The following is a 14627-nucleotide window of genomic DNA, read 5'->3' as shown; positions in this document are numbered from 1 at the left end:
ATCTCAGAAATTCGAGATCACGGCGGTGAAGACCTGGTCGATCGAGTCCGGTTTGGACGAGTCGTACCCCACGCCCTGGGTGGTCTCGGCGATCTCCTTGAGCACGTCCAGGTCCGCGTCGGAGCCGTAGGCGATGGTGAACATCCGCACCGCCTCGCCACTGCCCTCGGTCCGCAGCTGCCCGACGAGGTTCGGCAGATCGATCCCGCCCGGATCCTCGTTCCGGCCGTCGGTGAGCACGACGACGGCGTTGATCGCGTTCGGGTCCAGCCGCTGCTTCATGAACTCGTAGGCCGCGAGCGACGAGTCGTAGAGCCCGGTCCCGCTCTGCGGCGTCAGCCCGTTCAGCCGCGACGCCAGCTCCTGCCTGCCCGGCTCACCGCCGATCGGCGACACCGGCCGGAGTTCGAAGTAGTCCTTGCCGCCGTCCAGTTTCGTGGCGAACATCCACAGCCCGACCTTGTCCGCGTCGCTGAACTGCGGCAACGACGCCACGGCCGCCTGCTTCGCGAGATCCATCTTGTTCTTCCCGGTCCCGCCGACGCTGTCGCCCATCGACCCGGAGACGTCGACGACCAGCAGCACGTTCGCCTTCTTCCGCAGGTCCTTCCACGACTTCAGCACCTCGGTCAGCACCGGCGGGCTCGGCGGGCGGATCAGGTTGAGCTTCCCGTCGGGCTGGGCGCCGTTCTCCGACGTGGTCTGCGAGCCGGGTTTCCCGTCGAAGGTGCGGAAGCCGATGTCGCTGAACTTCTGCTGTGCCTCGGCGCCGCGCAGATGCCCGAGGAAGTCCGCCGCGACCTGCTTGTGGAGGTCGTCCGCCCAGTTCAGCACGGTGAACGGGTGATCGGAGTTGAGCGTGCCGTCGCTCGGATAGATGCCGACGAGCGGAACCTTCGGCGGCGCGTGCTGGCCGCGTTTCGCCGGGTCGTTGGTGGGGTTTCCCTGGTTGTAGCCGACGAGCGAGTTCTCCTCGACCGTCACCGCCGAGATGTAGGACAGCGCGGCGCCGCGGTCGTCGGCCTTCTGCAGATTCGTCAGGAACGTCAGCGTGTTGTCGCCGTAGTGGACGATCGCCTGCTCGACGTTCTGCACGAACGTCCGCGCCTCCGGTTTCGCGAGCGCGTTCGCGGTGAGGTCCGAAGACGTGCCCGTCGCCGCGTAGTAGGCGCCGATGGTGGCGTTGAGGCCGGACGTCGAGATGTTCGGGTTCGTCTTGCCCAGCCGGAACTTCCCCCACTCCGGATGCCCGTACTTCGCCCAGCCCTGGGGATCCGTGGCGAGCGCCGCGAGGTCCTTCCAGCCGATGCCCTTGCCCGGCCAGCCGAGCGCCTCGGCCATCGGTTTCGGCATGGCGACCACCAGCGGCGCGTTCGCGACCGATTCCGGGTCGCCCTCGGGCACCAGGGCGGGGTGATCGGTGCCGGCGAGGTTCTGGCGCAGCAGGTTCACCCAGCCGGACGCCGCCGGCGTCCAGACGTCCGGCCGCGGGCCGTCGACCGCCTCGTTCCAGCCGCGCGACAGCGCCTGCATCGCGGTGCCGGAGGATTTCGACTGCACGAGCACATCGACGCAGCGTCCGGCCACCGTGCGGCCGCTGTAGCCCTTGGCGATCTCGGCGACCACGCCCGCCTTCTCCGGCGACGACGACACCTGCAGCTTGACCGCGTCGCCCGTCGTGCACTTCGCTTCCGCGGCCTCCTCGCCGGAGTCGCTCGTGATCGCGCGCAGCCCGATGATCAGGCCGACCGCGACCACCGCCGCGGCCGCGAACGCCAGGACCTTGCGGCCGCCGCGGGACTGCTGAGGATTCACGACCATGGAGAACCTCCGCCGGTGGGAAGACCGATTATCCGGAGGTTTCGCCTTGCCTGCCTTGACGTTGCCGAACCGTTGCGGCCGTGGCGGTACTTATCCCGCCACGGCCGCGAGGGGGTCGTCAGGCGCCCGGACCCCGGCCGGACCAGGTCCACGCGTAGCCGTGGTCCTCCGACGCGTCGGCCGCTTCGCCGAGATCCAGCGGCGCGAAGGTGTCCACCATGACGGCGGTCTCGTCGAAGAACTGGGCCCCGATCGACGCCTCCGCCGCGCCGGGCTGCGGCCCGTGCGTGAACCCGGACGGATGCAGCGAAAGCGAGCCGACCTCGATCCCGGAACCCTTGCGCGCCTCGTAGTTGCCGCGGACGTAGAACATCAGCTCGTCGGAGTCGACGTTCGCGTGGTTGTACGGCACCGGGATCGACTCGGGGTGGTAGTCGACCTTGCGCGGGCAGAACGAGCAGACCACGAAGTTCGGCCCCTCGAACGTCTGGTGCACGGGCGGCGGCTGGTGCACGCGGCCGGTGATCGGCTCGAAGTCGTCGATGTTGAACACCCACGGGTACAGGCAGCCGTCCCAGCCGACGACGTCGAACGGGTGGGTCGCGTAGGTGTAGCGCGTCAGCCCGACGCGGTGCCGCACGAGGACCTCGACGTCGGTGCCGTCGACGACCAGCGGTTCGGACGGGCCCCGGATGTCGCGCTCGCAGTACGGCGAGTGCTCCAGGAACTGGCCCTTGGCCGACAGGTACCGCTTCGGCGGGCCGATGTGCCCGCGCGCCTCGATGGTCAGCAGCTTGACCCCGCCGTCGTCGTGCGGGAGCACGCGATAGGTGCACGACGTCGGGATGACGAGGTAGTCGCCGTCGCCGATCTCGAGCGAGCCGTAGATCGTCTCGACCGTCGCGCTGCCGCCCTGGACGTAGAACAGCTCGTCGCCCGCCGCGTTGCGGTACAGCGGCGAAGGCCGGTTCGCGTGCACGAAGCCGATGGTGACGTCGGCGTTGCCGAACAGCCGCCGCCGGTCGGTGACCGCGTCGGCGTCGCCGAACTTGAGATCGTGGGTCTTGAACGCGCGGGGCTTCAGCGGGTGGTTCGGGGTGATCGGGCCACGCTCGTCCTCGATCGCGACGGCGTCGACGATCGCGGTGGGCAGGCCGCGGTGGTAGAGCAGTGCCGAGTCCGCCGAGAAGCCCTCGACACCCATCAGTTCCTCGGCGTACAGGCCCCCGTCGGGCTTGCGGAACGCCGTGTGGCGCTTGTGCGGGATCTCGCCTACCTGCCGGTAGTAAGGCATCGGAATCTCCCCGGAACGTGTCCGTTGTGCGAACGATTTTGTCCTGATGTCGTACGCTACTAGCGTGTCAGTCGTGTCAAGCGCTGTGGAACTCACGCCACCCGGCCCCCGAGGAATCCCTCCCCTGTTCGCGCGGCTCGTCGACGACTCGGCGTTGTTCCCGCCCGGTGAGGCGTCCATGCCCGAAGCGCTGCGTGCGCACTTCGCGTCGAGGGCCGGTGAACACTCCGGCGTCCTCGGTGTGTTCCTGTGCCAGGCGTCGCGGCTGCCCGAGCTCATCACCGAGCTCATCAAGATCAAACCGAAGGAACCGCTGCCGCTGTCGCTGATCATCGACACCGGCCTCGGAGGGGTCCCGAAGGCGATCTCGATCGTCGAATCGCGCAGCGAGATCCTCGCGCTGCGCATGGTGGAGATGCCCGCCCCGTCGGACGTCGACGAGGTGTGGCTGGAGCGCGTCTCCGAGTTCGTGCCCGAGGACGTCATCCGCGTGGTCGAGCCGCGGCGCGGCGTCGGCTGGCTGGACGGCGTGCGGAAGGTGATCGAGCACGGCAGCTGGCCGAAGATCCGCTGCGGGGGCAAGGCGGGCGAGAACTTCCCCAGCGTCGACGAGGTGGCCGACTTCCTCGCGGTGGTCAGCGGCTCGACCGGGGCGTCGTTCAAGGCGACGAACAGCCTGCACCGCGCCGTCCGGCACACCGAGGAGTCGAGCGGGTTCACCCACCACGGGTTCCTGAACCTGATCGTGGCGTCCGCGCGGTGCCTTTCGGGCGGCGACGTGCGCGCCGCCCTCGAATCGACCGACGGCGCCGCGCTCGCGGCCGAGGCCAAGGGGATGTCGGAGCCGGCCGCGAAGGCCGTTCGCGGGCTCTTCGCCTCGTACGCGGCGGCGTCGTTCGACGAGCCCGTCGCCGACTTGGGAGAACTGGGGTTGCTGTGACCCGCGAAGGGTCATTGACCCTCGACAGAGGGCTCGCGCTGCTGCAGGCCGTGGCGGACGCCGGTGGCGAGGCGGCGACGATCTCCGAACTCGCCGTCACCATCGGCGCGAGCCGGGCCGCCGTCTACCGGCTGCTCGTCCCGCTGTCCGAACGCGGCCTGGTGTGGCGCGACGGGAACAAGGTGCGGCTGGGCGTCGGCCTGCTCCGGCTCGCCGGGCAGGTCCTCCCGCAGCTGCGCGAGGCGGCCAGGCCGGTCCTGCGGGAGCTGGCGGAGAAGGTCGGCGCGACGGCGCACCTGTCGGTCGCGCAGGGGGACCAGGCGCAGGCAGTCGCGGTCGTCGAACCGTCCTGGACGAGCTTCCACGTCGCCTACCGCGTCGGCACGCGCCATCCGCTGTCCGCCGGCGCGGCGGGCAAGGCGATGAGTCTGCGCCCCGGCGGCGGCGAAGGCTGGGTGACCTCGTCCGGTGAACTCGAAGCTGGAGCGTCCGGGGTCGCCGCGCCCGTGCGCGGGGTGCCGGGTCTGAAGGCCAGCCTCGGCGTCGTCTCGCTGGAGCCACTGGACGCCTCCGTGGTGGGGCCCGCGGTCGTGAGCGCCGCCGTCCGGCTGGCCGAGGTGCTGAAGCAGCCCGAGTAGCGCGTCAGCGGGTGCTGAGCAGCGGGCGCACCATGGTCGCCAGCAGGGTGAGGTCGACGGCGAACAGGAGCCGCTCGAACAGGCCGAGCGTGACCTCCTGATGCGACGGACCGGTGAGCATCGTCCAGACGAAGCCGCCGAGCACGATCACCACGGCGGCGAAGCTCGCCACCGCGAGCCGCCGGATCGTCGTGCGGCGCGGCTCCCACGGGCAGCGCGCCCGGCCGGGGCGGGTCAGCACCCAGGCGGCCGCGGGCAGCGCGAGGAAGGCCGTCAGCGCCGCGTAGTTGTGGATCTGCCCGGCCAGCGAACGCGCCTGGCCCTCGGGATCGACGGGGACCAGCGCGAGGACGAACAGCCCGGCGCACCACACGCCGAGCAGGACGAGTACGGACTCGTACCCCCTGCGGTGCGCTTTTGCGATCCCGCCGAGCAGGGCGAGCGAACCGAACCCCAGCGCCAGGCACATCGCGCCGAACAGCGGGGCCGCCGTCGAACCGGGCGAAAGATAGCCGTAGACGTACTCCGACAGCGTCTGCCAGATCGGGCTGACCTGGCTGGACAGCCGCAGGTGCAGGTCGATCGAGATCGCGACGGCGACCGCCATGCCCAGGACCGCGAGCCTGCCGTGCACGGGGGAAACGGCGAGTGTCTTCGGCGAGGTCACGACCGGTTTCTCCAGGCACGTCGGGGCGGGTGTTCACCTTTTCGTTCCCGAAAGGTTACCCGGCGATCCTGTGAAAAAGCCGTGGGCCTCAGAAGGCGAGCTGGGCCAGCGCGAACAGCGAGAACCCGGCGAAGACGAAGCCCGCCACGCGCTGGATGAGCTTCGGGCGGATGCGGCTGCGGACCTTCGCGCCGATGAAGACGGCGAGCCCGGCGACGGCGACCAGCGCGACGAAGGAGCCGAGCGCGACCGCGAACGGGTTGCCGAAGCGGGCCGTGAGACTGGCCGTCGCGAGCTGGGAGGCGTCACCCCACTCCGCGGCGAACAGCACGCCGAACGACGTCAGCGCGGAGCGGAGGAAGGACACGGGACCGGCTCCGGAGCGCGACGCGTCTTCGCCGCCGTCCTGGCCGGGACTGAACCCTTCGCGAAGGAGCATGTACGCGCCGATACCGAACATCGCGGCGACGATCGCGGTCACCAGTGTCTCCGGAAGCAAGGTGAGCACACTGCCGAAAGTGGCGGCGATCGCACATTGCACGGCGAAGGCCGCGGTGACTCCGGCGAATACCGGCCATGCCCGGAAACGGGTGGTGAGAACCAGGGTGGCGACGAGGGTCTTGTCGGGCAGCTCCACGGCCAATACCAGGCCAAAAGCGCTGATCAGCGCCAACATCGAACCAGACATGATGAATCCCACCCCTTTCACTGCAACGATAAAGGGGCGATTCAGGGAAAGGCAAGCTGATCGCATTTCCGAATCGGACGGCATGTGCGGTCGAATTGTATTCCTCGGTGGAGCGGAAAGGAGATTTCGGTGAACCGAATTCTTTTTTCAGGCTGCGCTGGTAGCGTCGGCGATCGTGGACGAGAGAGCGCGGATCGAGGACGTGTGCGAGCGGCTGAAGGACCACTACGTGTTCCCTGATGTCGCCGAGAAGCTGACGGTGTACCTGCGGGCGAGGCTGGCGGACGGCGCGTACGCGGGGCTCGACGACCAGGCTTTCGCCGCCGAGGTGACCCAGGACCTCCAGTCGGTCAACGGGGACAAGCATCTGCGGTTGCGTCATCACGTCGACCCGCTGCCCGAGGTGAACGGGGAGTCCTACGACCCGGAGGTGTACCGGATCGAGGCGGAACTGAACGGACACGGCATCGCGTCGGCGCGGCGGCTGGCGGGGAACGTCGGCTACCTGGAGACCAAGCTGTTCTACGGGCCGGACATCGCCGGCGAGGCCCTCTCCGCGGCGATGACGCTGCTCGCGACCACCGACGCGCTGCTCGTCGACGTCCGGGAGAACCGGGGCGGGGATCCGACGACGGTCGCGCTGCTGATCAGCTACCTGGTCGACGAGCCGGTGCACTTCAACAGCATCTATCTGCGCGACGGTGACGTGACGAACCAGTTCTGGACGCTGCCGTACGTACCGGGCCGCAAGTTCGGCGCGGACAAGCCGGTGTGGGTGCTGACGAGCGCGACGACGTTCTCCGGTGCCGAGGACCTGAGCTACTCGCTGCAGCAGCTGGGCCGGGCGAAGACGGTCGGCGCGGTCACCGGTGGCGGGGCGAACCCGCGGCGACAGTACAAAGTGGACACCCATTTGGATGTCACCGTCCCGGGTGGAAGGGCCGTGAACCCGATCACGGGGACCAACTGGGAAGGCGTCGGCGTCCGGCCCGACATCCCTGTCGACGCCGAAGCGGCGTTCGGCACCGCGTACGCGTTGGCGCTGGAACACGTGCTGACACTGGGGGATTCCGGGGTGCGGCGGCAGGTCGCCGACGAGGCCAGGCTCACACTCGCCGATCTCGGCTGAACCAGGGTGCGGGACCTACGTCCTGTCGAGGACGGGACCACTTGAACTGGCGGGGCCTCGCCGGGTTCAGCAGGCTTGAGGCGTGGAGGTTCTCGATCTCGCTAGGTGGCAGTTCGGCATAACCACCGTCTATCACTTCCTGATGGTCCCGCTGACCATCGGGCTTTCGGTCCTGGTCGCCGGGATGCAGACGGCCTGGGTCCGCACGGGTGATGTGCGCTATCTGAAGATGACCAAGTTCTGGGGGAAACTCCTGCTGGTCAACTTCGCGATGGGCGTGGTCACCGGGATCGTGCAGGAGTTCCAGTTCGGGATGAACTGGAGCGCGTACTCGCGGTTCGTCGGTGACGTGTTCGGCGCGCCGCTGGCGATGGAAGGGCTCGTCGCGTTCTTCGTCGAGTCGACCTTCCTGGGGCTGTGGATCTTCGGCTGGGACAAGCTGCCGAAGAAGGTCCACCTGGCGTGCGCGTGGGCGTATTCGCTGGCGACCGTGGCGTCCGCGTACTTCATCCTGGCGGCGAACTCGTGGATGCAGCATCCGGTCGGCGTCGAGTTCGTCGACGGGAAGCCGACGATGAACTCGATCTGGGCGGTGCTGACGAACAACACCGCGCTGGCCGCGATCCCGCACACGCTCGCGGGCGCCTTCTCGGTGGCGGCGGCGTTCCTGGTCGGTGTCGCGGGCTGGCGGTTGTGGCGCAAGCGTTCGGAGGACGACGAGCACCGCGCGGTGTGGCGTTCGTCGTTGCGTCTCGGCGGCTGGACCGGCGTGGTGGCCTTCGCGGTGCTGGCGATCACCGGCGACATGCAGGGCAAGCTGATGTTCGAGCAGCAGCCGATGAAGATGGCCTCGGCGGAAGCGTTGTGTCATACGGAGAAACCGGCGAGCTTCTCGATCATCGCGATCGGCGACGTCAGCGGCTCGAACTGTGAGGACGTCAAGACGTTCAACGTGCCGGCGCTGCTCTCCTTCTTGGCGCACAACGACTTCACGACCGAGGTCAAGGGTGTCGAGAACCTGGTGACCGAGTATCAGGCGAAGTACGGCACGAACTACCCGGACGACCCGCAGCTCGGTTCGCTCGCGGGGAAGCCGATCGACTACGTGCCCAATCTGCCGGTGACCTACTGGGGTTTCCGCGCGATGATCGGCTTCGGCGCGATCTCGTCCGGGATCGGGTTGCTCGCGCTGTGGCTGACCCGGCGCGGGCGGATCCCCGGGCAACGCTGGTTCCCGTGGCTCGTGCTCGGCGGGATCGCGACGCCGTTCATCGGGAACAGCGCCGGCTGGATCTTCACCGAGATGGGCCGCCAGCCGTTCGTGGTGGTGCCCAACCCGACCGGTGTCGACGGGGTGTGGATGTTCACCGCGCAGGCCGTCTCGAAGTTGTCCACAGGCGAGGTCTGGACGTCGCTGATCGCTCTGACGACCGTTTACGCGGCGCTCGGCGTCGTCGAGGTCTTCCTGATGCGCAAGTACGTCCGCGGCGGCGTCGACGCCGTCATGCCACCCAAAAAACCGACCTCGACCAGCAAGAACAGCGATTCCGAAGGCGGTGACGGCGATGACGACGCGCTGGCCTTCGCCTACTGATCGCCTCTTGACGTCACCAGCCCAGCCCCCCGCCCTTCCCGGGGGACGGCCCCGCACCCAGCGTATCGGGGGTGTCGCTCAGGTGGGTTACCCACAGCCAATCTGTGGACAACTCGGGTGGTTGTGGATAACTCAGGGCGAGCAGGGGGCGGAGAGCCGGATCGGGCGGGCAGGCGTGGTAGCGGCGGGTTGCGAAAGCCACTTTCGCAACCTTGAACGTTGCGAAAGTGGCTTTCGCAACGTCCGGAACGGACAGGTGACCGGGCGCGGGACCGAGCGGGCCGAGCGGGCTGAGGGGGCCGAGCGGGCTGAAGGGGTCCTTCACCGCATCGCACGCACCGAAGGCTCCCTTCGCCGCATCGCATGCGGCGAAAGTCCCCTTCAGCCCAGGAAGCCCCGGGAAGCCAGGAAAGTGAGCACCCGATGACCCTCGAAACGATCTGGTTCTGCGTCATCGCCCTGTTCTGGCTCGGCTACCTCTTCCTCGAAGGCTTCGACTTCGGCGTCGGCATGCTCATGCCGGTCCTCGCGAAGGACAACACCGAGCGCCGCGTCATGGTCAACACGATCGGCCCGGTCTGGGACGGCAACGAGGTCTGGCTGATCGTCGCCGGCGGCGCGATGTTCGCCGCGTTCCCCGGCTGGTACGCGTCGCTGTTCTCGGCCGCGTACCTCCCGCTCCTGGTCGTCCTGCTGGCCCTCATCGGCCGCGGCGTCGCGTTCGAGTACCGCGGCAAGGTCGACTCCGACCGCTGGCGCCGCAACTGGGACCGCGTCATCGGCATCGGCTCGTGGATCCCGCCGTTCGGCGTCGGCCTCCTCCTCGCGACCACCACCCTCGGCCTCCCGCTCGACGCCGACGGCAACCGCGTCGGCGGCCCGTTCGCCGCACTGAGCCTCGAAGCGCTGCTCGGCGCGATCGCGGTCGTCGGGTTCTCGCTGGTCCACGGCGCCGCGTTCCTCGCCCTCAAGACCGAGGGCGACCTCCGGCACCGCGCGCGGAACCTGGCCACGCGCCTGCTCCCGGTCGCGCTCCTGCCGCTGCTCGCGTTCCTCATCGTCGTGCAGCTGCGCTCGGGCGACCTGTGGACGCTGCTGCTCATCGGCATCGCCGTCGTCGCCGCGGTGCTCGCCTGGTTCCGGATCCGCGCGGGCCGGGAAGGGCAGGCGTTCGCCGCGCTCGGCGGGGTCATCGGAGCCGCCGCGGTCGCGATCTTCGTGGCCCTGTACCCGAACGTCCTTCCGTCCACTTTGGACCCGGCGAACACGCTCACCATCGCGGGCGAGGCGTCGAGCCCGTACACGCTGACCGTGATGACCTGGGTCGCGCTCTTCGGCGCTCCCGCCGTCCTGATCTACCAGGGCTGGACGTACTGGGTGTTCCGCAAGCGCATCGGCACCCGGCACATCCCACCGGTGCACGCACCATGACCGAACTTCCCGGCCGCGACACCCTTTCCGCCACGGAGTCCACAATGGACCCAGCGCGACCGGGGAAGGGTCCGCTCGGCGCGCTGGCTCCACTTTCGAGTGCGGCGCGCCGGGCGTTGATCCTCAGCGCGATCCTGTCCTTCTGCAATGCCGTACTGCTGGTGGGCCAGGCGTTCCTGCTGGCCGACGTCCTCTCCGCGGTCGTCCGCGGAACCATGGGGGACCGCACCGCCCAGCTGGCCGTGCTGCTCGCGCTCGTCGCAGGGCGCGCGTCGACCGGCTGGGCGGTGCGGATCGTCTCCGTCCGCGCGGCGGCCCGAGCGAAGGAGGAACTGCGCGCCAAGGCCCTCGACCACGCCTTGAAACTCGGCCCGGAATGGATCGCGCGCCGCGGGCACGGCGAGCTGACCTCGTTGACCACCAAGGGACTCGACGCGCTCGACGCCTACTTCACCCAGTACCTCCCGGCGCTGGTGACCGCGGCGATCGTGCCCCTCGCGGCCGGTGCCGCGATCCTGTTCGCCGACTGGCCGTCGGCCGCGCTCGTCGTGATCACCGTGCCGTTGGTGCCGCTGTTCGCGATCCTGATCGGCAAACACACCGCCGAGCGGGTCGCCGAAGCCGCCGACGCCGAGCAGAGGCTTTCGGGACATCTGCTGGAACTCGTCCGCGCGCTGCCGATCCTCAGCGCGTTCCGCCGCGCGGAAGCGCAGGCCGAGACGGTGCGGAAGATCTCCGAACGCCATCGCCGCACGACGCTCAAAACCCTGAAGGTCGCGTTCGCCTCGGCGTTCGCGCTGGAGCTGATCGCGACGCTCTCGGTCGCGCTGGTCGCGGTCGTCATCGGCGTCCGGCTGGTCTCCGGCGACCTGCCGCTGGCCATCGGGCTCGGCGTCCTGATCCTGGTGCCGGAGTGCTACCAGCCGCTGCGCGCGGTCGGCGCCGCGTTCCACGCCAGTGAAGACGGCGTCGAGGCCGTGCGCCGGGTCGCGGACGTACTCGCGGAACCCTTACCGCCCAACGGTTCCGAGACGCCAGTCAAGGGAGAGGTCAACGTCGGCGTGCTCCGCGTCTCGAGGCGCGGCGGGTTCGCGCCCGACGGCGAGACGTTCTCCGTCCGGCCCGGCGAACTGACCTGGCTGCGCGCGCCCAGCGGTGGCGGCAAGTCGACGACGCTGGCCGTCCTGCTCGGCTTCGTGCAGGCCCACGACGGATCGATCACCGTCGGCGGTACCGACCTCGCCGACGCCGACCTCGACCGCTGGCGCGAGAACGTCGCCTGGGTACCGCAGTCGCCGGTGTTCGGCGGGGGCACGGTCCGCGACGAGGTCGGCGACGACGACATCCTCGGCGAACTCGGGCTGACCGGGCTGGCCGGACGGCCGGTTGCGAAGCTGTCGCAGGGACAACGTCAGCGCGTCGCGGTGGCGCGGGCCTTGGTGCGCGTCCGGTCGGGCGCGTGGCTCCTCCTGCTGGACGAGCCCACCGCGCACCTCGACGAGGTCAACGCCGGGCTGGTCATGGCCGCTGTCCGCAGGGCGGTCGACAACGGTGCCGCCGCGATCATCGCCGCACACGAACGCACCTCCGGTGTCGACATATCGACCGACTTCGTGAAAGAAGCCGCCACGACGGACGAGCGGACGACGACCAGGCCGGTGCCGTGGCGCCACCTGCTCCGGCCCAGATTCTTCGGCGGTGCGCTGCTCGGCGCCGCCGCCCTGCTCGCCGGGGTCGCGCTGACCGCGCTTTCGGGCTGGCTGATCGCCAAGGCGTCGCAGCAGCCGCCGATCCTGACCCTGACGGTGCTGATCGTCGGCGTGCGGACGTTCGGCCTCGGCCGCGCGGGGCTGCGTTACCTCGAACGGCTGGTCACCCACGACGCCGCGTTCCGGATCGCCGGGAGCCTGCGCGTCCGGCTGTGGGAATCGCTGGTGCGGATCGGACCGGCGCGGGCGCTCCGGGCCGGTGAGGAACAGCGGCGGCTGGTCGGCGACACCGACACCGTGCGAGACCTGCTGCCCCGGGTGATCACGCCGCTGATCGTGGTCGCGCTGGTGGCCGCCGGTGCCGTCGCGGTCCAGGCCGCCGTACTGCCCGAAGCCGGACTCGTGCTGGCCGCGGCCGTGCTGGTGTGCGCGTTCGCGCCGCTGCTCGCGCTCCGGGCCGAACGCCGCGCGACCAGCGCGCTGGCCGCCGGACGGCGTTCGGTGTCGGCGCAGGTGCTGAGCCTGTTCGAAGCCGCCGCCGAACTGATCGCGTACGGGGTCGACAAAGAGCGACGCCGACGGATCGCCACGACCGACGCCGCGCTGACCGCGGAAGCCCGGCGACAGGCATTCGGCGCCGGAGCGGCCGACGCCCTGATCATCCTGGCGACGGGGGCCGCCACCGTCGTGAGCACCGGGTTCGCCGCGCGCGCCGTCGCCGCCGGCGCGCTGGACCCGGTTCTCGCGCCGGTGGTCGCCTTGGTGCCGCTCGCGCTGGCGGAGGTCTTCTCCCTTCTTCCGCCGGCCGCGCAGCACTGGGACACCCTGCGCCAGGCCCGTCTGCGCCTCGCCGAGTGTCGGGAAAGGGGCGTTCAGGACGAAGAACGAAGCTCCCTTCCCGGCACCGGCGGGGTGCGGATCCGGAACGCGGACCTCGGCTGGCCCGACGCGGTGCACCCGGTCCTCACCGGTGTCGACCTCGACATCGCGCCCGGCACGCACGTCGCCGTCGTCGGCCCGAGCGGCGCCGGGAAGTCGACGCTCGTCGCGGCCCTGCTCGGCTTCCTCAAGCCGAGCAAGGGTGACGTCGTCGTTCCCGAGAATGTCGCCTGGGCGCCGCAAGAACCGATGCTCGTCTCGACCACCGTCGCCGAGAACCTGCGCCTCGCCCAGCCGACGGCGTCCGAGGCCGACCTGCGGAAAGCCTTGTACCAGGCCGTTCTCGAAGACGTCGAGCTCACCACGATGCTGGACAGCGCGGGTGCCGGGCTGTCCGGCGGGCAGGCGCAGCGGGTCGCGCTGGCCCGTGCCGTGCTCGGCGCGGCGCGAGCCGACCTCGTCCTGCTCGACGAGCCGACAGCGCATCTCGACGAGCCCACTGCGAGGACCGTCCGCGAACGGCTCGGTGCGGCGCTCGCCGGGAAAACCGTCGTCCACGTCACGCACAACGCCGCCGAAGCGGGCGACGCCGACGTGATCCTGGAAGTACGTGAGGGTCGCGTCACAACGCGAGTGATGGCCGGAGCCGACTAATGTCGATAGCGCTCATGGACCCCACACTTGCCGCGCGCGCACTGTCCGCCGCCACCGAGATCACCGGCACCGCCCTGTCCGGCGACGACCCGGGCGACGTGCTGGAGACCGTGGTCGCCCGCGCCGTCGAACTGGCCGAGGCCGACCTCGGTCTCGTCATGGTGCGCGCGGACGACGGCCAGGTGGTCGCCGAGGCCGCGCACGGGGCCGACACCCGGGGACTTCGAGGACTGGCCTTTTCCGCGGATTCCGCCGCCGGGCAGGTCGCCCGCGGCGGCGAACCGGTCGTCAGCGAGGACTTCACCGTCGATCCCCGCACGGCGCCGTTCGTCCCGCCGGAGCTCCAGGGCTTCGGGCCTTTCGCGGCGTCGGCGTTCGGCGCGGGCGGACGCGTCCTCGGCGCGCTCACCGTGTACCGCCGCCACGGCGGGGATCCGTTCTCCGCCAGCACCGTCGAGGTGCTCACCGCCTTCGCGGCGCAGGCGGGCGTGGTCCTCGCGCTGGCGGAAGGCGCCAACGCCCGGCACCGCGTGACCCTGTACCAGGAGCGCGAACGCATCGCGCGTGAGCTGCACGACGTCATCGTGCAGCGGCTCTACGGCGCCGGGATGCAGCTCGACCGCGTCCGCAAGAACATGCGGAAGCGGTTCGCGCAGGCCGACGGCGCGCGGCTGTCCGAGGCGATCGACCAGCTCGACCAGACCATCGAGGAGATCCGCGGCACCGTGCGCGCCCTGCGCAGCCCGGAACCGGCGAACGAGACCGTCACCGCGACCGACCTCGCCGAATCCGCGCGGGGCGAGGTGCGCATCGCGGGCGAGCTACTCGGCTACCCGCCGACCCTCGAACTGTCGGGAGAACTCGCCGACATCCCCGCCGACCAGGCGGATCACATCCGCGCCGCGCTGCGCGAAGCACTGTCCAATGTGGTCAGACACTCCGGGGCGAGCGAGACCCGCGTGACGCTCAGCCGCGACGCGGAAGGCGTCAAACTCCGCGTGCGGGACAACGGATCCGGTGTCCCGCAAGGGGTCGCCAAACGCGGTCTCCGGCATCTCGCCGAACGCGCGACGACGTCCGGCGGGCGTTTTTCGATCAATTCGTCGCCGAGCCTGGGAACTCTGGTCGCCTTCGACGTTCCCCTCGATCAGATCGTGTGAAATTCACGGTCTTTTTCGTTCGT

Annotated in this window: 11 protein-coding genes; 7 read left to right on the top strand and 4 right to left on the bottom strand. The window is 69.8% G+C overall.

Annotation, left to right across the window (positions count from 1 at the left end; translation table 11 throughout):
- Nucleotides 1-3: 3 nt before the first annotated feature.
- Entirely contained in the window at nt 4-1821 is a 1818-nt protein-coding gene (locus B0293_RS09500; RefSeq protein ID WP_005149516.1) for a substrate-binding and vWA domain-containing protein, read from the bottom strand.
- A 118-nt stretch (nt 1822-1939) separates the two neighbouring features.
- Nucleotides 1940-3115 (bottom strand): homogentisate 1,2-dioxygenase, encoded by a 1176-nt coding sequence (locus B0293_RS09495; RefSeq protein WP_005149517.1) that lies wholly within the window; start codon nt 3113-3115, stop codon nt 1940-1942.
- An 85-nt stretch (nt 3116-3200) separates the two neighbouring features.
- Here B0293_RS09495 and B0293_RS09490 point away from each other — a divergent pair, with 85 nt between their 5' ends.
- Both B0293_RS09490 and B0293_RS09485 read left to right on the top strand, forming a co-directional pair.
- Nucleotides 3201-4055: a hypothetical protein gene (locus tag B0293_RS09490; RefSeq protein WP_005149519.1), complete on the top strand. Its 855-nt coding sequence runs from the start codon at nt 3201-3203 to the stop codon at nt 4053-4055.
- Nucleotides 4052-4693 (top strand): IclR family transcriptional regulator, encoded by a 642-nt coding sequence (locus B0293_RS09485; RefSeq protein WP_005149520.1) that lies wholly within the window; start codon nt 4052-4054, stop codon nt 4691-4693. The genes B0293_RS09490 and B0293_RS09485 overlap by 4 nt, the downstream gene beginning before the upstream one ends.
- 4 nt (nt 4694-4697) lie before the next feature.
- On the opposite strand, the gene B0293_RS09480 is transcribed toward B0293_RS09485, so the two are convergent.
- Nucleotides 4698-5360, bottom strand: a complete 663-nt coding sequence (locus B0293_RS09480; RefSeq protein WP_005149522.1) for a DUF998 domain-containing protein — start codon at nt 5358-5360, stop codon at nt 4698-4700.
- An 88-nt stretch (nt 5361-5448) separates the two neighbouring features.
- Nucleotides 5449-6036 (bottom strand): TMEM165/GDT1 family protein, encoded by a 588-nt coding sequence (locus tag B0293_RS09475; RefSeq protein ID WP_039914838.1) that lies wholly within the window; start codon nt 6034-6036, stop codon nt 5449-5451.
- 187 nt (nt 6037-6223) lie between these two features.
- Here B0293_RS09475 and B0293_RS09470 point away from each other — a divergent pair, with 187 nt between their 5' ends.
- The 5 genes from B0293_RS09470 (at nt 6224) to B0293_RS09450 (ending at nt 14604) form a co-directional block, all read left to right on the top strand.
- Nucleotides 6224-7177 (top strand): S41 family peptidase, encoded by a 954-nt coding sequence (locus tag B0293_RS09470; protein ID WP_005149524.1) that lies wholly within the window; start codon nt 6224-6226, stop codon nt 7175-7177.
- An 82-nt stretch (nt 7178-7259) separates the two neighbouring features.
- Nucleotides 7260-8771 (top strand): cytochrome ubiquinol oxidase subunit I, encoded by a 1512-nt coding sequence (locus B0293_RS09465; RefSeq protein WP_005149526.1) that lies wholly within the window; start codon nt 7260-7262, stop codon nt 8769-8771.
- Nucleotides 8772-9194: 423 nt separating this feature from the next.
- Complete coding sequence (cydB, locus tag B0293_RS09460; RefSeq protein WP_005149527.1) at nt 9195-10202, top strand: cytochrome d ubiquinol oxidase subunit II; 1008 nt, start codon at nt 9195-9197, stop codon at nt 10200-10202.
- Complete coding sequence (gene cydC / locus B0293_RS09455) at nt 10199-13444, top strand: thiol reductant ABC exporter subunit CydC (protein WP_005149528.1); 3246 nt, start codon at nt 10199-10201, stop codon at nt 13442-13444. Before cydB ends, cydC begins: the two co-directional genes overlap by 4 nt.
- Before the next feature lie 14 nt (nt 13445-13458).
- Entirely contained in the window at nt 13459-14604 is a 1146-nt protein-coding gene (locus B0293_RS09450) for a GAF domain-containing sensor histidine kinase (RefSeq protein ID WP_005149529.1), read from the top strand.
- The last annotated feature ends 23 nt before the right edge of the window (nt 14605-14627 follow it).

This window comes from Amycolatopsis azurea DSM 43854 (assembly GCF_001995215.1).
Taxonomy (GTDB): domain Bacteria; phylum Actinomycetota; class Actinomycetes; order Mycobacteriales; family Pseudonocardiaceae; genus Amycolatopsis; species Amycolatopsis azurea.
Note: the sequence above shows the minus strand (reverse complement) of the source record. Positions and strands in the feature narration are given on the sequence as shown.